17 protein-coding genes are annotated in these 19,875 nt (G+C 61.6%); 11 read left to right on the top strand and 6 right to left on the bottom strand.

All coding sequences use genetic code 11. The features are described 5' to 3' along the window. The first annotated feature begins 115 nt into the window (after positions 1-115). On the top strand, positions 116-340 hold the full coding sequence (locus Q8X51_RS09645; protein ID WP_065926706.1) for a DUF1127 domain-containing protein: 225 nt from the start codon (positions 116-118) through the stop codon (positions 338-340). Here Q8X51_RS09645 and Q8X51_RS09650 read toward each other — a convergent pair whose 3' ends face one another. Further along, on the bottom strand, positions 341-1,633 hold the full coding sequence (locus Q8X51_RS09650; protein ID WP_407693711.1) for an NAD(P)/FAD-dependent oxidoreductase: 1,293 nt from the start codon (positions 1,631-1,633) through the stop codon (positions 341-343). Positions 1,634-1,748: 115 nt separating this feature from the next. Between Q8X51_RS09650 and Q8X51_RS09655 the strand changes: the two genes are divergently transcribed. Continuing rightward, positions 1,749-2,102, top strand: a complete 354-nt coding sequence (locus tag Q8X51_RS09655; RefSeq protein WP_065926704.1) for a YkgJ family cysteine cluster protein — start codon at positions 1,749-1,751, stop codon at positions 2,100-2,102. Here the strand turns inward: Q8X51_RS09655 and Q8X51_RS09660 are convergent. After that, positions 2,099-2,587, bottom strand: a complete 489-nt coding sequence (locus Q8X51_RS09660; RefSeq protein ID WP_003176896.1) for an Lrp/AsnC ligand binding domain-containing protein — start codon at positions 2,585-2,587, stop codon at positions 2,099-2,101. The two genes, Q8X51_RS09655 and Q8X51_RS09660, sit on opposite strands and share 4 nt — an antisense overlap. Positions 2,588-2,743: 156 nt before the next feature. Between Q8X51_RS09660 and dadA the strand changes: the two genes are divergently transcribed. From dadA to Q8X51_RS09690, 6 genes are all read left to right on the top strand, one after another. Beyond that, a complete protein-coding gene (gene dadA, locus Q8X51_RS09665; protein WP_065926703.1) occupies positions 2,744-4,045 on the top strand; it encodes a D-amino acid dehydrogenase in 1,302 nt (433 codons plus the stop codon). Beyond that, a complete protein-coding gene (locus tag Q8X51_RS09670) occupies positions 4,017-4,370 on the top strand; it encodes a RidA family protein (RefSeq protein WP_065926702.1) in 354 nt (117 codons plus the stop codon). Before dadA ends, Q8X51_RS09670 begins: the two co-directional genes overlap by 29 nt. A gap of 79 nt (positions 4,371-4,449) precedes the next feature. After that, positions 4,450-5,523, top strand: a complete 1,074-nt coding sequence (alr, locus tag Q8X51_RS09675; protein WP_065926701.1) for an alanine racemase — start codon at positions 4,450-4,452, stop codon at positions 5,521-5,523. Between the two features lie 116 nt (positions 5,524-5,639). After that, a complete protein-coding gene (locus Q8X51_RS09680) occupies positions 5,640-6,188 on the top strand; it encodes a cupin domain-containing protein (protein ID WP_003176893.1) in 549 nt (182 codons plus the stop codon). Between the two features lie 182 nt (positions 6,189-6,370). After that, entirely contained in the window at positions 6,371-6,781 is a 411-nt protein-coding gene (locus Q8X51_RS09685) for a c-type cytochrome (protein ID WP_043293857.1), read from the top strand. 136 nt (positions 6,782-6,917) lie between these two features. Further along, complete coding sequence (locus tag Q8X51_RS09690) at positions 6,918-8,840, top strand: acetyl-CoA hydrolase/transferase C-terminal domain-containing protein (RefSeq protein ID WP_315871132.1); 1,923 nt, start codon at positions 6,918-6,920, stop codon at positions 8,838-8,840. Between the two features lie 131 nt (positions 8,841-8,971). Here Q8X51_RS09690 and Q8X51_RS09695 read toward each other — a convergent pair whose 3' ends face one another. Then, positions 8,972-9,544 carry a xanthine phosphoribosyltransferase gene (locus tag Q8X51_RS09695; protein WP_065938001.1) on the bottom strand — a complete coding sequence of 191 codons (573 nt, stop codon included), beginning with the start codon at positions 9,542-9,544 and terminating at the stop codon, positions 8,972-8,974. 58 nt (positions 9,545-9,602) lie between these two features. Further along, positions 9,603-11,612 (bottom strand): DNA helicase Rep, encoded by a 2,010-nt coding sequence (rep, locus tag Q8X51_RS09700; RefSeq protein WP_027608306.1) that lies wholly within the window; start codon positions 11,610-11,612, stop codon positions 9,603-9,605. Positions 11,613-11,867: 255 nt separating this feature from the next. On the opposite strand from rep, the gene Q8X51_RS09705 reads away from it, so the two are divergent. Beyond that, the gene (locus tag Q8X51_RS09705; protein ID WP_065926694.1) at positions 11,868-13,541 is read left to right on the top strand and encodes a putative bifunctional diguanylate cyclase/phosphodiesterase; all 1,674 of its coding nucleotides are present in this window, start codon (positions 11,868-11,870) and stop codon (positions 13,539-13,541) included. Here Q8X51_RS09705 and Q8X51_RS09710 read toward each other — a convergent pair. After that, positions 13,538-14,950 carry a NorM family multidrug efflux MATE transporter gene (locus Q8X51_RS09710; RefSeq protein WP_065926693.1) on the bottom strand — a complete coding sequence of 471 codons (1,413 nt, stop codon included), beginning with the start codon at positions 14,948-14,950 and terminating at the stop codon, positions 13,538-13,540. The genes Q8X51_RS09705 and Q8X51_RS09710 overlap by 4 nt on opposite strands. Positions 14,951-15,102: 152 nt before the next feature. On the opposite strand from Q8X51_RS09710, the gene Q8X51_RS09715 reads away from it, so the two are divergent. Then, positions 15,103-16,023, top strand: coding sequence for a LysR substrate-binding domain-containing protein (locus tag Q8X51_RS09715; protein ID WP_065926692.1), 921 nt, complete (start codon positions 15,103-15,105; stop codon positions 16,021-16,023). A 177-nt stretch (positions 16,024-16,200) separates the two neighbouring features. Next, positions 16,201-18,177 (top strand): methyl-accepting chemotaxis protein, encoded by a 1,977-nt coding sequence (locus tag Q8X51_RS09720; RefSeq protein WP_407693710.1) that lies wholly within the window; start codon positions 16,201-16,203, stop codon positions 18,175-18,177. A 60-nt stretch (positions 18,178-18,237) separates the two neighbouring features. On the opposite strand, the gene Q8X51_RS09725 is transcribed toward Q8X51_RS09720, so the two are convergent. After that, a complete protein-coding gene (locus tag Q8X51_RS09725) occupies positions 18,238-19,734 on the bottom strand; it encodes a YifB family Mg chelatase-like AAA ATPase (RefSeq protein WP_407693709.1) in 1,497 nt (498 codons plus the stop codon). Positions 19,735-19,875 lie beyond the last annotated feature (141 nt).

Below are 19,875 nucleotides of genomic sequence, written 5' to 3' on the forward strand. Positions count from 1 at the left end.
GCCGCGCATAGGCAGTGTCTGTATGGATTTAATAAAGGTGGGTTGAATCTGTAATGGTTTTGTCTGCTCGCCCATTCTAGCCACTCATGGCAACAGGCAAATGAGGGGCAGCAAAATGAACGGCATGAGTGATGTGCGGCTGACGTTACACAGTCAGGAATTGCAGGCTGGGCAAGAGCGGGCGACGTCGCCGCGCGAGATCAGCCGCTGGAGCTTGTTCTGGCACCGCCGCCATACGCGCAAGGCCTTGCTGCACTTGACTCGCGAGCAATTGCGCGACGTTGGGTTGACCCTGGAGCAAGCCCGCCAGGAAGGCTTGAAACCCTTCTGGCGCGATTGATCAGACCAGCTCTTTGAGACGGTGCCAGAGCATTCCCAAGGCCAGCAGCGGCGAGCGCAGGTGCTTGCCGCCGGGGAAGGTGATGTGTGGCACCCGGGCGAACAGGTCGAAACGTCCCTGCTGCTGGCCGCTGATGGCTTCGGCCAGCAGTTTGCCCGCCAGGTGTGTGGCGTTGAGGCCGTGGCCTGCGTAGGCCTGGGCGTAATACACGTTGGGCTGATCCGCCAGGCGGCCGATCTGCGGCAGGCGGTTGGCGCCGATGCCGATCATGCCGCCCCATTGGTAATCGATCTTCACGTCGGCCAGCTGTGGGAACACCTGCAGCATCTTTGGCCGCATGTAGGCGCCGATGTCCTTGGGGTCGCGTCCGGAGTAGTGACAGGCGCCGCCGAATAACAGGCGACGGTCGGCGGACAGCCGGAAGTAATCCACCGTCACGCGCTGGTCACACACCGCCATGTTCTGCGGCAGCAGGTTGGCGGCTTGTGCTTCGCTCAACGGTTCGGTGGCGATGATGTAGCTGCCGGCGGGCAGCACCTTGCCGCTCAATTGCGGGTTCAGCCCATTCAGGTAGGCATTGCAGGCCAGCACCAGGGTCTTGGCGCGCACATGGCCCTGGGCGGTGTGCACCTTGACCTCGGGGCCGTAGTCGATACGCGTGACTTCGGACTGTTCGAACAAACGCACGCCTAACTGCTGCGCCGCAGCTGCTTCACCCAGCGCCAGGTTCAGCGGGTGAAGATGGCCCGAGCCCATGTCGATCATGCCGCCCACATAGCGGTCGGAGCCGATGACGCTGCCCATGTCGCTCGCTTGCAGCAAGCGTACTTCGTGGCGATAGCCCAGGCTGCGCAGTTCTTCGGCGTCTTCGGCAAGGCCTTGCAGGTCGCGAGGCTTGTTGGCCAGGTCGCAGTAGCCCCAGGTCAGGTCGCAGGGGATCTGGTAGCGTTCGACACGTTCACGCACGATCTCCACGGCTTCCAGGCCCATCAGCTTCATCTGGCGCACGCCATCGGTGCCGATCACGTTGGTGAACTGCTCCAGGCCATGACCGACGCCGCGAATCAACTGGCCGCCATTGCGCCCGCTGGCGCCCCAGGCGATCTTGCGCGCCTCCAGCAGAACCACGCTGAAGCCGCGCTCAGCCAGCTCCAGGGCCGTGTTGAGCCCGGAGAAACCGCCGCCGATCACGCACACATCAGCGCCCACCTCGCCCGTCAACGCCGGGTAGTCGGGTTGCGGTACGCTGCTGGCGGCGTAGTAGGAAGCGGTGTGCCGGGCGCTGGCGGTCATGGGGAGCATCCCTGTTTGGAAAATTTGACGCAGGATACAGCGGTCGGACGAAGCTGTCTGCGCGGGGCGTTTTGCTTCAGAATCCACCTCTATTCGCCGTTCGGTACCTGTTTCGATGAGTTGCAACAGTCAGAAAATCAGCGCGCTGCGCCGTCAGATTCCTTCGTTCGAGTGCGTCCCCGGCTGCCACGACTGCTGTGGGCCGGTCACCACTTCGCCCGAGGAGATGTCGCGCCTGCCACGCAAGACCGCTGCCGAGCAGGACGCCGCAATGGACGAGCTGAACTGTGTGCACCTGGGCCCCCACGGCTGCACCGTGTATGACGAGCGGCCGCTGATCTGTCGGCTGTTCGGTACCACGAAGACCTTGCCATGCCCCAATGGGCGGGGGCCGGTGGAGCTGATTCATCCACGGGTGGAAAAGCAGATCCATGAATACATGGCGAGCACCCGGCAGGTGCTGGTTTAATCGGGAATAGGCAGGTTGAGGCTCTCCTTGACCTCTTCCATCACGATATAGCTCTTCGATTCCCGCACATGGGGCAACTTGAGCAGGATGTCGCCGAGCAATTTGCGGTACGAGGCCATCTCGGAAATCCGCGCTTTCACCAGGTAGTCGAAGTCCCCCGAGACCAGGTGGCATTCCAGCACATGGGGCAGTTTCAGCACGGCGCGGCGGAACTCTTCAAAGGTGTCGCCGGATTTGTAATCGAGGCTGATCTCGACAAATACCAGCAAACTTCCCTTCAAATGCTGTGGGTTTAGACGCGCGTTGTAACCCATGATGATCCCCTCGCGCTCCAGCCGTCGCACCCGCTCGGTACACGGCGTGGTGGAGAGCCCGACCTTTTCCCCCAGCTCGGTGAACGAAATTCGCCCATCGGTTTGCAGGATGCGCAGGATGTTGCGGTCGATCTTGTCCAGCTCCCGCTTGGTCTGGGTGTTGGTACGCATAGGGGATACGCCTCTGTGAAAAGGGTTTTTGCCGAGAATTGTCGCCAAATATAGGCATTTATATAGTGAAATGCACTGGTGATTGCTTTTTATACTGCGCCCATCATTGCTCGAATAACACACGTCAGCGGCCAAGCCCGCGATGAGGGTATAAAAATGCGCGTTCTGGTCTTGGGTAGCGGCGTCATTGGGGTGACCAGTGCCTACTATTTGGCGCGGGCTGGCTTTGAAGTGGTTGTAGTCGACCGTCAGCCTGCGGCTGCCATGGAAACCAGTTTCGCCAACGCCGGCCAGGTGTCCCCAGGCTATGCATCGCCATGGGCCGCGCCGGGCGTGCCGCTCAAGGCCATCAAGTGGCTGCTGCAACGCCACGCGCCGCTGGCGATCAAGGCCACTGCCGATATCGACCAATACCTGTGGATGGCGCAGATGCTGCGCAACTGCACCGCCAGCCGTTATGCGGTGAACAAGGAGCGCATGGTGCGCCTGTCCGAGTACAGCCGTGACTGCCTCGACGAATTACGTGCGCAAACCGGTATCGCCTACGAAGGCCGCAGCCTCGGGACTACCCAGTTGTTCCGTACCCAGGCCCAGTTGGATGGCGCCGCCAAGGACATTGCCGTTTTGAAAGAGTCCGGTGTGCCGTTCGAGCTGCTCGACCGCGCCGGTATCGCCCGTGTTGAGCCGGCCCTGGCCAGCGTCACCGATATTCTCGCCGGTGCCCTGCGCCTGCCCAACGACCAGACCGGCGACTGCCAGATGTTCACCACCCGCCTTGCCGAGATGTGCAAGCAGTTGGGTGTGGAGTTTCGCTTCGAGCAGGACATCCAGCGTCTCGACTACGCCGGCGACCGCATCAACGGCGTATGGATCGACGGCAAGTTGGAAACCGCCGACCGCTACGTGCTGGCCCTCGGCAGCTACTCGCCGAAGCTGCTCAAGCCGCTGGGGATCAAGGCGCCGGTGTACCCGCTCAAGGGCTACTCGCTGACCGTGCCGATTACCAACTCGGCGATGGCGCCGACGTCGACCATTCTCGACGAGACCTACAAGGTCGCCATCACCCGTTTCGACAACCGCATCCGCGTCGGCGGCATGGCTGAAATAGCCGGTTTTGACCTGTCGCTTAACCCGCGTCGGCGTGAAACCCTGGAGATGATCGTCAACGACCTTTATCCTCAGGGCGGCGATCTGGCCGAAGCCACGTTCTGGACCGGCCTGCGCCCGACCACACCCGACGGCACGCCGATTGTCGGTGCCACGCCGTTCAAGAACCTGTTCCTCAACACCGGCCATGGCACTCTCGGTTGGACCATGGCGTGCGGCTCCGGTCGCCTGTTGGCCGACCTGATGGCGAAGAAAACGCCGCAGATCAGCGCCGAAGGCCTCGATATTTCCCGTTATGGCAACCACCAGGAGTCCGCAAAACATGTCAATCCAGCGCCAGCTCACCAATGAGCGCATGAGCCAGATCGTTGTTCACAGCGGTACCGTGTATCTGGCCGGGCAAGTCGGTGACGACATGAACGCCGGGATCGAACAGCAGACCCGTGAAACCCTGGCCAATATCGAACGTTTGCTGGACTTGGCCGGCACCGACAAAACCAAGCTGCTGTCGGTGACGATCTACCTGAAGGACATCGACGCCGATTTCGCCGGTATGAACGCGGTGTGGGACAAGTGGCTGCCCAAAGGCGTCGCCCCGGCCCGCGCCACGGTTGAAGCCAGGCTGTGCGAACCGGAAATCCTGGTAGAGCTGTCCGTCGTGGCCGCGCTGCCTTAAACAACGCTCCCTCTCCCGGTGCTGACGCTGTTGGTCGGCGCCGGTTTTTCTTCACTTTGCCGCCTAGAAGCCTGCCGCCATGCGTCCTGCCCGTGCCCTGATCGACCTCCAAGCCTTGCGCCACAACTACCAATTGGCCCGTGAAGTCACGGGGGCCAAGGCCCTCGCCGTGGTCAAGGCCGACGCCTACGGCCATGGTGCCGTACGCGTTGCCCAGGCGCTGGAAGCCGAGGCCGACGGGTTTGCCGTGGCGTGCATCGAGGAGGCGCTGGAGTTGCGCGCCGCTGGTATTCGCGCGCCAGTGCTGCTGCTGGAAGGCTTTTTCGAAGCCGACGAGTTGCCGCTGATCGTCGAGCATGATTTCTGGTGCGTGGTGCATTCGCTGTGGCAACTGGAGGCCATCGAACAGGCCCGGTTGAGCGCGCCGCTGACCATCTGGCTCAAGCTCGATTCGGGGATGCACCGCGTTGGCCTGCACCCCAAGGATTACCACGAGGCTTACCAGCGCCTGCTGGCCAGCGGCAAAGTCGCAAAGATTGTGTTGATGAGCCATTTTGCCCGTGCCGATGAACTCGATTGCGTCAGCAGCAACGAGCAAGTGGCGGTATTCGATGCGGCGCGCCAGGGCCTGGTGGCGGAGGTCAGCCTGCGCAACTCGCCGTCGGTCCTGGGCTGGCCGAGCGTATCCAGCGACTGGGTGCGTCCTGGCATTATGCTTTATGGCGCCACACCGTTTGGTGAGGACCAGGCCTTGGCCGCGCGTTTGCAGCCGGTGATGACCCTGGAATCGAAAGTGATCTGCGTGCGTGAACTGCCAGCCGGCGAGCCGGTAGGCTACGGCGCCCGGTTCATCACGCCCAAACCGATGCGTATCGGCGTGGTTGCCATGGGCTATGCCGACGGCTACCCGCGCCATGCGCCCACCGGCACGCCGGTGCTGGTGGCGGGGCAGCGCAGCCAATTGCTGGGTCGCGTGTCCATGGACATGCTGTGTATCGACCTGACGGACGTCCCCGAGGCGGGTCTTGGTTCCACGGTGGAGCTGTGGGGCAAAAATATCCTCGCCAGTGACGTCGCCGCCGCTGCCGAGACCATCCCGTACCAGATCTTCTGCAACCTGCGTCGTGTGCCAAGGCTCTATTCCGGCGCTTGAGCGACAGGGACGAACACAGCTCCCTGGGATTTAGGCCCAAGTGTTGTAAATACTGAACGCTGTCGCCATGATAACGCTCAATTACAACAACGCCTGAATCCTAGGAGGCTCCCGCATTGGACGTCGGTGAACGACTGCAATCCATCCGTAAGCTGAAGGGTCTTTCCCAGCGTGAGCTCGCCAAGCGCGCGGGTGTCACCAACAGCACCATTTCGATGATCGAAAAAAACAGCGTCAGCCCCTCGATCAGTTCCTTGCGCAAGGTGCTTGGCGGCATCCCCATGTCCATGGTCGAGTTCTTTTCCGAGGAGATCCTCCAGGAAATACCGACGCAGATCGTCTATAAAGCCAATGAGCTGATCGACATCTCCGACGGCGCCGTCACCATGAAGCTGGTGGGCCGTGCGCACCCGAGCCGGGCAATTGCGTTTCTCAATGAAATCTACCCGCCTGGCGCCGATACAGGCGAAGAAATGCTCACCCACGAGGGCGAGGAAACCGGGATTCTGGTGGAAGGCCGTCTGGAGTTGGTGGTCGGTCTTGAAACTTTTGTGCTCGAAGCCGGCGATAGCTACTACTTTGAAAGCACCAAGCCTCATCGTTTCCGTAATCCGTTCGATGTGCCGGCGCGACTAATCAGCGCAGCCACACCCGCGAACTTTTAACAAAAGAGGCGTCCTGCCAGCGTTGCAGAGGCTCCCGCAGCTGCATTCCGCGAGGTCTAATCTCCCTTTATTTAATAGGGTTGTTTCGGCCGGACGGGCTAACCGTTATACTTTCGCCGCCTGCGAAACCGTGGCCGCAGGCGTGAATAGCCACCATTGAGGGTGAACGCGTGAATCTAATTATGAAAATGCTGGCTGCACCAGCAACCGTACTGGCCCTATGGGCTGTCAGCGCTCAAGCTGCGACCAACGATGACATTGCCAAGCGCCTGGAGCCGGTTGGCCAAGTCTGCGTCCAGGGCCAGGAGTGCAAGGGCATGGAAGTGGCGGTAGCTGCGGGCGGGGGCGCTGCGAAGACGCCCGACGACATCATCGCCAAGCACTGCAACGCATGCCACGGTACCGGGCTGCTGGGCGCGCCGAAAATCGGCGACACCGCTGCCTGGAAAGAACGCGCCGACCACCAGGGCGGCCTTGATGGCATCCTGGCTAAGGCCATTACCGGTATCAACGCCATGCCGCCTAAAGGCACCTGTGCGGATTGCTCGGATGATGACCTGAAGGGCGCGATCAAGAAGATGTCCGGCCTGTAACCGTCGATCTTCGTCAAAAATGCCGCTTACGAGCGGCTTTTTTGTGGGTGTGATGTGTGTTTCGAGGCTGTTCTTTGCAGCAAAGACCCGCCATTCTCTGTCCAACCCCTAATCATGGAATGTTCAGGAGGGTCGGATGGTGCAGTTGTGTTCAATCGAGCAAGCAGTTGACGATGTACTCGCGCGGCTACCGGCGCATATCCACATGGGCATGCCCCTGGGGCTGGGCAAGCCCAACCTGTTTGCCAATGCACTGTACCGGCGTATCGCCAAGCTGCCGGAGCGGGCGCTGACGATTTACACCGCGTTGAGCCTGGGCCGCCCGACCTTGGGCGATGGCTTGCAGAAACGCTTTCTCGAACCCTTTATCGAGCGGGTGTTTGGTGATTACCCAGAGTTGGAGTTTCTCGCCGCGCTGCATTCAGACAGCCTGCCGAAGAATATCCATGTGCAGCAGTTCTTCATGCAGCCCGGCAGCCTGCTTCATAGCACTTCGGCCCAGCAGGACTATGTCAGCAGCAACTACAGCCATGCCGCCCGCGACATCAACGCCGCCGGCTTGAACCTGGTGGCGCAGTTGGTCGCGAGCAGCGCCGAACACCCGGATCGCCTGAGCCTGAGCTGCAACCCCGATATCACCCTCGACCTGCTGCCCATGATCGCCAAGCGCCGTGAAGCGGGCGAAACCGTCTTGATCGTTGGCCAGGTTCACACCGAGTTGCCCTACATGCCGGGCGACTCGGAGTTGGGCATGGACGCGTTCGACTACCTGATCGATGCAAAGGACAGCACCACACTGTTCTCCACACCGAACATGCCGGTGGGGTTCCAGGACCATTTCATCGGCTTGCATGCCAGCACCCTGGTGCGCGACGGGGGCACCTTGCAGATCGGCATCGGCTCCATGGGGGATGCGCTGACCGCCGCGTTGCTGGCGCGCCAGGCGGACAACGAAGCCTATCGACTGCTGCTGACGGACATCGATGTGTACCAGTGGGCCCCGCTGATCAGCCGGGAAGGCGGTGTCGAGCCCTTCGCCCGTGGCCTCTACGGTTGCAGCGAAATGTTCGTCAACGGCCTGTTGGTGCTGGCGGATGCGGGGATTATCCGGCGCAAGGTCTATCCGGATGTGGCCACCCAGGAGCAAGCCAACGCCGGTTTGCTGGACGATGCGGCGCAGCCCGACGGCGTTTCGATCCACGGCGGTTTCTTCCTGGGGCCGCGCAGTTTTTACCAGCGCCTGCAGGAGATGGCCCACGCCAAGCGCCTGGAATTCAACATGACCCGCATCAGCTACATTAACGAGCTGTACGGCCAGGAAGAACTCAAGCGCCTGCAGCGCCAGGATGCACGGTTTATCAACAGCGCGATCACGGTGACGTTGCTGGGCGCAGGCGTGGCCGACCAGTTGGAGGACGGTCGCGTGCTCAGCGGCGTGGGCGGGCAATACAACTTTGTGGCTCAGGGGCATGCGCTGGAGGGCGCGCGCTCGATCCTGATCCTGCGCAGTTGGCGTGAGTCGGCGGGTGAGGTCAGTTCCACTATCGTCTGGGAGTATGGGCATTGCACCATTCCTCGGCACCTGCGGGACATCGTCATCACTGAGTACGGCATTGCCGACCTGCGTGGGCAGACGGATGCCAAGGTGATCGAGGCGTTGCTCAACATCACCGACTCACGCTTCCAGGCCGACTTGATCGAGCAGGCGCAAAAGGCCGGCAAGTTGCCCAAGGATTTCCAGCTCGATCCGCGCTTCAGCGACAACACGCCGGAGCGGCTCCAGGGTATCCAGGCGCGGCATCGACGTTTGTTCCCGGAGTATCCGCTGGGCAGCGATTTCACGGATGAAGAGCGGGATCTGTTGCGCGCATTGAACTGGCTCAAGAGCAAATTCAAGCTGACGGAGATTCTGGAGTTGGGCAAGGCGGCGCTGGATGCCCCGGAGCCCCAGGCGTTTCCCGAGCATCTGAAGCGGATGGGGTTGGATTCGCCGGAGGGTTTGAAGGAGGATCTCTATCAGCGTCTATTGCTCGCTGGCTTACAAGCAACCGCACACTAAAAACCAACACAGATCAAAATGTGGGAGGGGGCTTGCCCCGATAGCGGTGTATCAGTCCCAAATGTGTTGGCTGACCCGCTGCTATCGGGGGCAAGCCCCCTCCCACCTGTTTAACCGCGTGCAGGCAACGATTATTCGATGAAGGTGACGACGCCACCTTCCAGCGACTTCACCCGCGCCAGCGACTCAACCCGATAACCCTGCGCATCCAACTCCGCACGGCCACCCTGGAACGACTTCTCGATCACAATCCCCAAGCCGGCAACGGTCGCACCGGCCTGCTTGATGATCGAAATCAGCGCCTGGGATGCCTTGCCGTTGGCCAGGAAGTCATCGATCACCAGTACGCGGTCGCTGCTGGTCAGGTGGCGCGGCGAGATCGCCACGGTGCTTTCGACTTTCTTGGTGAAGGAATACACCGTCGCCGACAGCAGGTTTTCGGTCAGGGTCAGGGACTGCTGCTTGCGGGCGAAAATCACCGGCACGCCGAGGTTCAGGCCCGTCATGATCGCCGGTGCGATGCCCGACGCTTCAATGGTGACGATCTTGGTGATGCCCGAGTCCTTGAACCGCGCGGCGAATTCGTCGCCGATCAGTTTCATCAGGGCCGGGTCGATCTGGTGATTCAGAAAGGCGTCGACCTTGAGTACCTGATCGGAAAGCACGATGCCTTCTTCGCGAATTTTCTTGTGCAGTGCTTCCACGGAAAGCTTCCTCTAATGGCGGGTTGTGCGCCGAAAGTAGATTGAAAAGTAGTCGATTCTAGCGCTTTAACATCGCGCGTATATCCGCCAGGGCGGTGTTGCCGCGAACGGCCTTCACCTCGGTCGGGGTGTCGTCATTGCCTTCCCAGGCCAGGTCATCCGGCGGCAGCTCGTCCAGGAAACGGCTGGGGGCACAATCGATGATTTCGCCGTATTGCTTGCGCTTGGCGGCAAAGGTGAAGGCCAGTGTCTGACGTGCGCGGGTAATGCCCACGTAGGCCAGGCGCCGTTCTTCCTCAATAGTGTCGGCTTCGATGCTGGAGCGGTGCGGGAGGATTTCCTCTTCCATGCCCATGATGAACACGTAGGGAAATTCCAGGCCCTTGGACGCATGCAAGGTCATCATCTGTACACCTTCGGCGCCGTCTTCCTCTTCCTGCTGACGCTCGAGCATGTCGCGCAGCACCAGCTTGCCGATGGCGTCCTCGACAGTCATTTCGCCGTCTTCGTCTTTTTCCAGGGTGTTCTTCAACGCTTCGATCAGGAACCAGACGTTGCCCATGCGGTAATCCGCGGCCTTGTCGCTGGAACTGTTGGTGCGCAGCCAGTTTTCATAGTCGATGTCCATGACCATGCTGCGCAGGGCGCTGATCGGGTCTTCGCCGGCGCACTGCTCACGTACCTTGTCCATGAAGCGCTTGAAGCGCGACAGGCGATCGGTGAAGCGCGTGTCCAGGTGTTCGCCCAGGCCGATTTCATCGGTGGCGGCGTACATCGAGATCTTGCGTTCGGTGGCGTAGTTGCCGAGCTTTTCCAGGGTGGTGGAACCAATCTCGCGGCGCGGCACGTTGATCACGCGCAGGAAGGCGTTGTCGTCGTCCGGGTTCACGATCAGGCGGAAGTAGGCCATCAGGTCCTTCACTTCCTGGCGTCCGAAAAAGCTGTTGCCGCCTGACAGCCGATACGGGACCTGGTGGTGCTGCAATTTCAGCTCGATCAGCTTGGCCTGGTAGTTGCCGCGATACAGGATCGCGAAGTCGCTGTAGGGGCGGTCGGTGCGCAGGTGCAGGCTGAGGATTTCCACCGCCACGCGCTCGGCTTCGGCGTCTTCGTTGCGGCAGCGGATCACGCGGATCTCATCGCCGTGGCCCATCTCGCTCCACAGTTGTTTTTCAAACTCGTGGGGGTTGTTCGAGATCAGCACGTTGGCGCAACGCAGGATGCGGCTGGTGGAGCGGTAGTTCTGCTCCAGCATCACCACTTTCAGGGACGGGTAGTCGTCCTTGAGCAGCATCAGGTTTTCCGGGCGGGCGCCGCGCCAGGCGTAGATCGACTGGTCGTCGTCGCCCACTACGGTGAACTGGTTGCGCGTACCGATCAGCAACTTCACCAGCAGGTATTGGCTGGCGTTGGTGTCCTGGTATTCGTCCACCAGCAGGTAGCGCACCTTGTTCTGCCACTTTTCGAGGATGTCGGCGTGTTCCTGGAACAGCTTCACCGGCAGCAGGATCAGGTCGTCGAAGTCCACCGCGTTGAACGCCTTGAGCGTGCGCTGGTAGTGGGTGTAGACGATGGCGGCGGTCTGTTCCTTGGGGTTGCGCGCGTTTTCCAGGGCTTCAGGCGGCAGGATCAGGTCGTTTTTCCAGGCGCCGATCATGTTCTTGATCTCGTCGACGCCGTCGTCGCCTGCGTATTCCTTCTGCATGATGTCGGTCATCAGGGCCTTGACGTCGGTCTCGTCGAAGATCGAGAAGCCCGGCTTGTAGCCCAGCCGCACATGCTCCTTGCGGATGATGTTCAGGCCCAGGTTGTGGAAGGTACATACCGTGAGACCACGGCCTTCGCCACCCTTGAGCAGGGTGCCGACACGCTCTTTCATTTCCCGCGCTGCCTTGTTGGTAAAGGTCATGGCGACGATGTATTGGGCGCGGATGCCACAGTTCTGGATCAGGTGCGCGATCTTGCGGGTGATCACACTGGTCTTGCCGGAGCCTGCGCCGGCGAGCACCAATAGAGGGCCGCCGACGTAGTTCACGGCTTCTTGCTGCCGGGGATTGAGTCGGGACATACGGAATTCAGGGAGTCGTTGTTCAAAAGGGCGGGCATTTTAACAGGCTGGCAAGATTCTGCTGCCCTGGATCGACGGTGTGACGTACCACTCGATCTAAATTTGCCGGTTTTGCTACTTTGCCGCAGGATGTCTGGGTTTTTAAGACAATTGCTTACAGCCTGCGTATTTGATAACCACGATCATTGGTGATTATCAGGCCGCACGTCATAATGCCCGCCGCCAACGAATTTTTGCAGAGTCTAGGGAGCTAGCTTGTCTACGCCTGTCGAACCCTTGCGTTTGCTGCTACTGGCCGATACGCCTGAGTGGGCAGCGTTGTTGCGCGAGTGCCTGGCGCCGATGGGCGATGGGGCTGTGCTGATCAGCGCGCCAAACTGGGACTCGGTGAGTCGTCTGTTCGATGACGACGACAGCGCAGTGCTGTTGACCATGCCCAGCCTGCAACCCGGCCCTGGCCGTTGCAGCTTGCCGTGCGTGTTGTTGTTGGAGCAGGAGCCGCTGGTTCCGCCACTGGGCGTCAGTGACTGGCTGATCCGCAATGCGCTGGACGCCGACACGTTGCGTCGTTGCCTGCGCCATGTGCGTGAGCGGGGGGTGCTGGAAAACACCCTGCAACGCCTGGCCGAGCAGGACCCGCTCACCGGCATCGCCAACCGCCAGGGCTTCCAGACCCTGCTGGCCGCACGGTTGGCCGAGAACGAAGGTCGCGGCCTGGCCCTCGGTCACCTGGACCTCGATAATTTCCGCCATGCCAACGATGCCCTCGGCCACCAGGCCGGCGACCGCCTGATCCTGCAAGTGGTCTCGCGGCTCAAGAGCCAGCTGGAAGCCGGCGATCAACTGGCGCGCCTGGGCAGCGACGAATTCGCCCTGCTGATCGATACGCGCCGCGCGCCCCAGCGTGCGGAGTGGATGGCCGAGCGCATCACCGAAGCCATGGCCGAGCCGTATTGGGTGGATGGCGAAAGCCTGCTGATCGGCTGCAGCCTGGGCGTGGCCCATGCCCGCGCCCGTGCCGGCGCCGACCCGCTGATGTGGCACGCCCATATCGCCATGCAGCAAGCCAAGAGCACCCAGGGCTGTACCTTTCATATCTTCAACGAACGCATCAACCGCAACGCGCGCAGCCTGGCCGACCTGGAAAGCGAGCTGCGCCGTGCCTTGCGCCGTGATGAGCTGGAGCTGCATTACCAGCCGCGCCTCGACCTCGACGACGGGCATATCGTCGGCCTGGAAGCCCTGGTGCGCTGGCGCCACGGCGAGCGCGGCCTGTTGCCGCCGAGTGAATTCGTGCCCCTGGCCGAACAGAGCGGCCTGATTGTACCGTTGGGTTACTGGGTGATTTCCCGGGCCCTGCGTGACATGCAAGACCTGCGCGAACGCGGCCTGCCGCCGCTGCATATGGCGGTCAACCTGTCGTTTCGCCAGTTCCAGGACAGCCAGCTGCTTTCTACACTGAGCCGGCTGATCAGCGAGCGCGGCGTGGAAGCGCAATGGTTGGAGTTCGAACTGACCGAAACCGCCGTGATGCGCCGCAGTGACCTGGTCAAGCAGACCATGGACGCCCTTGGTCGCCTGGGTGTGCGGTTTTCCCTGGATGACTTCGGTACCGGTTTCTCGTCGTTTGTGCACCTCAACAGCCTGCCGATTGCCTTGTTGAAGATCGACAAAAGCTTTGTCGGCGGCATGGAGGAGCGCGAAGAGAACCGCAAACTGGTGCACGCGATGATCAACCTGGCGCACAACCTCAATCTGGAAGTGGTGGCCGAAGGTGTGGAAACCCCCGAGCAACTGGCGCTATTGCGGCTGTTCGGCTGCGACCAGGCCCAGGGTTACCTGATCAGCAAGCCGCTGCCGTTGCCGGAGCTGGTGGAATACCTGACCTTCGGCGACGGCAAGCACACCCGCGTGAGCGAGGGTCTCTAGTCGGCCTGTACCGCCTGGAAGCCGGTGTCGGCTTCGGGCGCCGGGCCTTCCCGGCGAATCATCCGCTTCATCTTCGCTTCAAACGCCCAGGTCAGGCTTATCGCGGCGCAGGCCAGTCCCAGTGCCAGGCCCCACCACACGCCGGTTGGCCCCCAGCCCAACGTGAAAGCCATCAGCCAGGCCGAGGGTGCGCCAATCAACCAGTAGCAGCCCGCACCGATCAGGAACGTGGTCTTGGCGTCCTTGAGCCCGCGAATGCAACCCATGGCGATGGTTTGCACGCCGTCGAACAGCTCGAACCACGCGGCGACGGCCAGCAGGCTCACGGCCAGGACGATCACGTCGTGGAACGCCGGGTTGTCGTGGTCGATCAGCAGTCCTATGAGCGGCTCGGAAAACAGCCACAGCACCGCCGCGAATCCCAGCATTATCGCCGCGCCAAAGCCTATGCCGACACGCCCGGCCATGCGTGCGTGCACCAACTGTCCGGCGCCATAATGCTGGCCGATGCGCATGGTCACCGCGTAGGACATCCCCGCCGGCACCATAAAGGCCACCGATACGATTTGCAGGGCGATCTGGTGCGCTGCCAACTGCGTGCTGCCCATGGTGCCCATGCACAGGGCTGCAAAGGCAAACAGCCCGACCTCCACCGCATAGGTGCCGCCGATCGGCAGGCCCAGGCGCCACAACTCGCGCAGATATTGGGTGTTGAGGTGCAGCAGCCCTGTACTCAGCGGGTAGGCGGCATAGGCCCGGTTGCTGCGGATGTACCACATCAACGCCAGCGCCATGCTGTTGGCGACAATCGCCGTGACCAGGCCGATGCCCATCAAGCCGAGCTTGGGCAGGCCGAACATGCCTTCGATCAGTGCGTGGTTGAGCAGGTAGTTGACCACCGTACCGCCGAGGCTGATCACCATCACCGGAGTGGCTTTGCCGATGGCGCTGGTAAAGCCGCGCAGGGCCATGAAGCTCAGGTAGCCGGGCAGGGCAAACGGCAGCATGGTCAGAAATTGCCCGGCCGAATGTACGTTGGTCTCGGTCTGGCCGAACATCAGCAGCACCGGCTTGAGGTTCCACAGCAGCAGGGCCGCCGCCAGGGCCATCAGCCAGGCCAGCCACAGCCCGGCCTGGGTCAGGCGGGTGGCACCTTCGATATCGCCCGCGCCGTGGCGGATCGCAACCAAGGTGCCCACGGCGGCAATCACGCCGATACAGAAAATCGCGACGAACGAATAGCTTGCGGCACCCAGGCCGCCACCGGCCAGGGCTTCGGGGCTCAGGCGCGCCATCATCAGGGTGTCGGTCAACACCATCAGCATGTGCGCCAACTGCGAGGCAATCAACGGCCCTGACAGCCGCAGAATGGCCCAGAGTTCGGTACGTGCCGGATGCTGCATGATCATCACGCTCAAAAAGTCAGAGGGTTGGGGAAGTGCTGATTCTCGGCGCTCTCAGCCCATTGCACAAAGGGATAAATGCGATCGTTTGCATGATTAAAACTCATGCTTGATTGATTCTGGTAGGGTTTCAGTATTGCGCTGTCGGAGCTTTCCTCATGTCTCGTCGTCTTCCTCCTCTTTATGCCTTGCGCGCGTTTGAAGCGGCCTCCCGACACAGCTCTTTCACCCGCGCGGCCGAGGAGTTGTCGATCACCCAAAGTGCGGTGAGCCGACATATCCGCACGCTTGAAGAGCATTTCGCCTGCCGGCTGTTCCAGCGCAATGGCCGCACCTTGCAGCTCACTGAAGCGGCGCGTCTGTTGTTGCCCGGTGTGCGCGAAGGGTTCGCGGCGCTGGAGCGCGCCTGCCATACCTTGAATGCCGAAGATGACATCCTGCGCATGAAGGCCCCCTCCACATTGACCATGCGCTGGCTGCTGGCGCGACTCAGCCGCTTCCGGGCGCTGCAGCCGGGCAATGAGGTGCAACTGACCAGCGCCTGGATGAGCGTGGACGAGGTGGACTTCAACCAGGAGCCGTTCGATTGCGCGGTGTTATTGAGCTACGGGCATTTTCCAGCGGATTGGGAAGCCAGCTATCTGTTCCCCGAGCTGTTGATACCGGTGGGTGCACCGAACCTGTTGAACGACGGTCCTTGGGACGTGACCCGCCTGGCCGGCGCCGAGTTACTGCACCCCACACCCGACCGCCGAGACTGGCGCAATTGGCTGGAGCGCATGGGGCTATCGTCCCAGGTGTCGCTCAAAGGCGGGCAGGTGTTCGATACCTTGGAGCTGGGCATGATCGCCGCCGCCCGCGGTTATGGCGTGTCGATGGGCGACCTGCTGATGGTGGCCGAGGATGTGGCGCAGGGACGCTTGAGCTTGCCGTGGCCGACTGCGGTAGCGAGTGGGGAAAATTACTATTTGGTGTGGCCGAAAACCCGTCCAGGGGGTGAGCGCTTGCGGCGTCTGGCGGATTTCCTCCAGAGCGAGGTGCAGGCCATGGTTTTACCCGACGTCGAACGGCTCAATTGAGGGGTTTTGACTCAGCGACGCAACCGTTTGCGTGATACCCCTGCGATTCGCTCAAGTATTGCAAAACGCCGCCGAAGTAGGTGTGTTGGAACCATCGTGCACCAACGTTTCCCACCAGATAATTTGCCGAGCAGCGCTATGAGATCAGGATGATCCTGGCCTCGGCCAGGAGCTGTCATGTCTCAACCTCGCGCCCGGATTGCCTCCCAGTTAGGTCTCGCGTTAGCCGTGATTTTGGCTGTCGTCATCAGCGGCAGTACTGTTTTCGCCTTGCGTTCCCTCGATTCCGCCAACCTCGATACCCGCGAGGAGCACCTGGCCAGCGAGGCGCGCTTGCTTGCCGACCAACTCAATACCTTCCACAGCACGTTGCGCGAGAGCACCCAGCGTTTGAGCGGGCTGTTTGAAAAACGTTTCGGTGCCGGGTTGAGCGTGCATGTGGACCAACCCGTGAGCGTGGCCGGTGTTCAGACGCCCAGCCTGTACCTGGGCAACGAGGTGTTGAACAACAACTTTGATGAGGTGGACGAGTTCAAGCAAATGTCTGGCGGCGTGGCCACCGTATTTGTGCGCAGTGGCGACGACTTCATCCGTATCAGCACGTCCCTGACCAAGCAGGATGGCAACCGCGCCATCGGCACCGTCCTCGACCGTCAGGGCCCGGCCTACCAGCGCGTTGTGGGTGGGCAGACCTACATCGGCAGGGCGGTGTTGTTCGATCGTTCCTACATGACCCAGTACAGCCCGGTGCGTGACAGCGGCGGTAAGGTTATCGCCGTGCTGTTCATCGGTTTTGACTACACCGATGCGCAGAATGCCCAATTCGAAAACCTCAAGCGCTTCCGAATTGGCCAGACCGGCTCCCTTGCACTGCTGGATGAGCAAAAGCACTGGCTAGTGGCACCCGCCGGTGTGCAGGCGTTGGATCAATCGGTGCCGGTGATGCTGGACCTGGCCAAGACCCCGGGCAAAGGTCGCTTCTGGAGCGACAAGAACGAAGATTTCTATAGCGTTTCGGTACCGTTCGAAGGCGGCCCGTGGGCCGTGGTCGCGAGCATGCCGAAAGCTGAAATCCGCGCGGTGACCTGGGCCGTGGGGATTCGCCTGGTGATCGGCAGCGTGCTGGCGATGTTGCTGGCGGTGGGCGCCACGGTCTGGCTGCTGCGCAGCAAGCTGCAACCGCTGAGTGACTTGGTACACCAGGCCGAAGCCTTGGGTGCGGGCGACTTGAGCGCACGCCTCAACGTATCCAGCCATGACGAAATCGGCCAACTGGCGCGCAGCTTCAATCAGATGGGTGAAGCGCTGTCGACGATGGTCTCCCATATCCGTAACGCTGCCGAAGAGGTCAACAGCCGCGCCCAGGCGTTGTCCGGTTTGTCCGGCGGTGCCTATGAGGGCATGGAGCAGCAGTCCGGCGAGATCACCAGCATGGCCGGCGCGGTAGAGGAGTTCAGCGCGACGTCGTTAAATATCGCCGACAACATGGGCAATACCGAACGCCTGGCCCAGGAAAACGCCCAGCAGACCCGCATTGGCCGCACCTCGATGCAGGAGGCGTCGTCGTCCCTGGAACACATTGCCACCGCCCTGAACAGCACGGCCACGGTGATCAACACCCTCGGCCAGCGCTCCCAGGAAATCGGCGGCATCGTCGGTGTGATCACGTCCATCGCCGAACAGACCAACCTGTTGGCGCTCAACGCGGCCATCGAGGCTGCACGCGCTGGTGAACAGGGCCGTGGGTTTGCCGTGGTGGCTGATGAAGTACGCAACCTGGCATCGCGCACCCGCGAAGCCACCGATGAAATTTCCGGGATGATCCAGAGCATCCAGCGGGAAACCGGTAACGCCATCAGCACTATGGAACACGGCAACACGCTGATGCAGGAAGGCTTGTCGCGCAACGCCGACGTAGCCTCGGCCCTGGCGCGTATTGATGAGCAGAGCCGCTCGGCCGGCCAGCAATTCGCCGCGATCACCACCGCCACCCAAGAGCAGAGCAGCACCGCGACCTTGCTCAGCAGCAACTTGCAGAGCATCGCGCTGGCTAACAGCGAGCAGCGTGAGGTGGTGTCGAACCTGGCGATTACTGCCAAGGAACTGGAGACGTTGGCGGCGAGCCTGCGCCATGAGGTGGATCGCTTTCGCTGAGCCACCGTTTTCCAAGATGTGGGAGGCTTGCCCCCTTCCACATTTGGCGCTGCGCCAAGCTTAAGTGATCGCCGCCGGGCGGTATTGCAGGGCCTCTTTCAGGTGGTCGCGGGTGATGGTCTCTACCTGATCCAGATCCGCCAGGGTGCGCGCCACCTTGAGCAGTCGATGGGCCGCGCGCAGCGATAGGGTCAGTCGTTCACAGGCCGTTTCCAGCCAGTTTTCATCCACCTTCGTGAGCTTGCAGTGCTCGCGCAGCCCCGGCAGATCAAGAAAGGCATTCGCACAGCCCTGGCGCTTTTGCTGATGCTCGCGAGCCTGGGCGACCCGCGCTGAGGCATGGGCGGTATCCTCGCCCGCCTGTTGGATCGGGTTCAGTGCCGTCGTTTCCCTCGCCACGGTCAGGTGCAAGTCAATCCGGTCCAGCAGCGGCCCCGAGAGCTTGTTGCGATACCGCTGAATCTGCTCCGGCGTACAACGACAGCGCCCGCTGGGTTCGCCCATATAGCCGCAAGGGCAGGGGTTCATCGCCGCCACCAGTTGAAAGCGTGCCGGGAAACTCACTCGGTCGCGAGCGCGGGAAATCACGATATGCCCCGACTCCAGCGGTTCACGCAGCACTTCCAACACCTTGCGATCAAATTCCGGCAACTCATCCAGGAACAACACCCCATGATGAGCCAGGGTGATTTCTCCCGGCTGTGGTTTCGAGCCGCCGCCCACCAGTGCCGGGCCGGATGCCGAGTGATGCGGTTGACGAAACGGTCGATGGGGCCAATGGCTCAGCGGCGCCAGGCTTACAACCGATTGAATCGCGGCAACCTCCAGCGCCTCCTGTTCGCTCAACGGCGGTAATAAACCTGGCAGGCGGCTGGCGAGCAAGGTCTTGCCGGTGCCGGGCGGCCCGCTAAACAAGAGGTTATGCGCCCCCGCTGCAGCGATCAGCAACGCTCGCTTGGCCGCGAGCTGGCCCTGAACTTCACTCAGGTCCGGATAAGGCTTGTTCAAGTACAGCAGGCCATCGGACTTGTAGGGCTCAATCGGCACGTGCCCATTGAGGTGCGCCACCACTTGCAACAAGTGGTCTACCGCAATCACCTTCAACCCCGACGCCAGGCACGCCTCCTCGGCATTCGCCCGAGGCACTATCACGGTGCGCCCGGCCTTGCGCGCCGCCAAAGCCGCCGGTAGCACGCCTTTCACCGCACGCACTTCACCGGACAACGCCAACTCACCCAGGCATTCAATGTCATCGAGCATCAACGCTGGCACCTGCACGCTGGCGGCGAGGATCCCCAGGGCAATCGCCAGGTCAAAACGCCCGCCGTCCTTGGGCAGGTCGGCGGGCGCGAGGTTGAGGGTGATGCGGCGCGCGGGGTATTGCAGGGCCGAGTTGAGGATGGCGCTGCGCACGCGGTCTTTGCTTTCCTTGACGGCGGTTTCGGGCAAACCCACCAGTGTGAGGGACGGCAAGCCATTGGCCATATGCACTTCAACGGTGACGGCAGGGGCTTCGACGCCGATCTGGGCGCGGCTGTGGACGATGGCGAGGGACATGCTCGTTCCTTGAAATGGGCGGCCGCTTCCTGCGGTTTTTCAAGGGTAGACGAGGTAGGGAAGAGCGAGGCGGGGAGGTTTTACAGAACGTATCCAGAGCAAAAGGTAGAGCGAATGTGGGAGGGGGCTTGCTCCCGATAG

Source organism: Pseudomonas sp. Yb2C2 (assembly GCF_052112325.1).
GTDB lineage: Bacteria > Pseudomonadota > Gammaproteobacteria > Pseudomonadales > Pseudomonadaceae > Aquipseudomonas > Aquipseudomonas marginalis.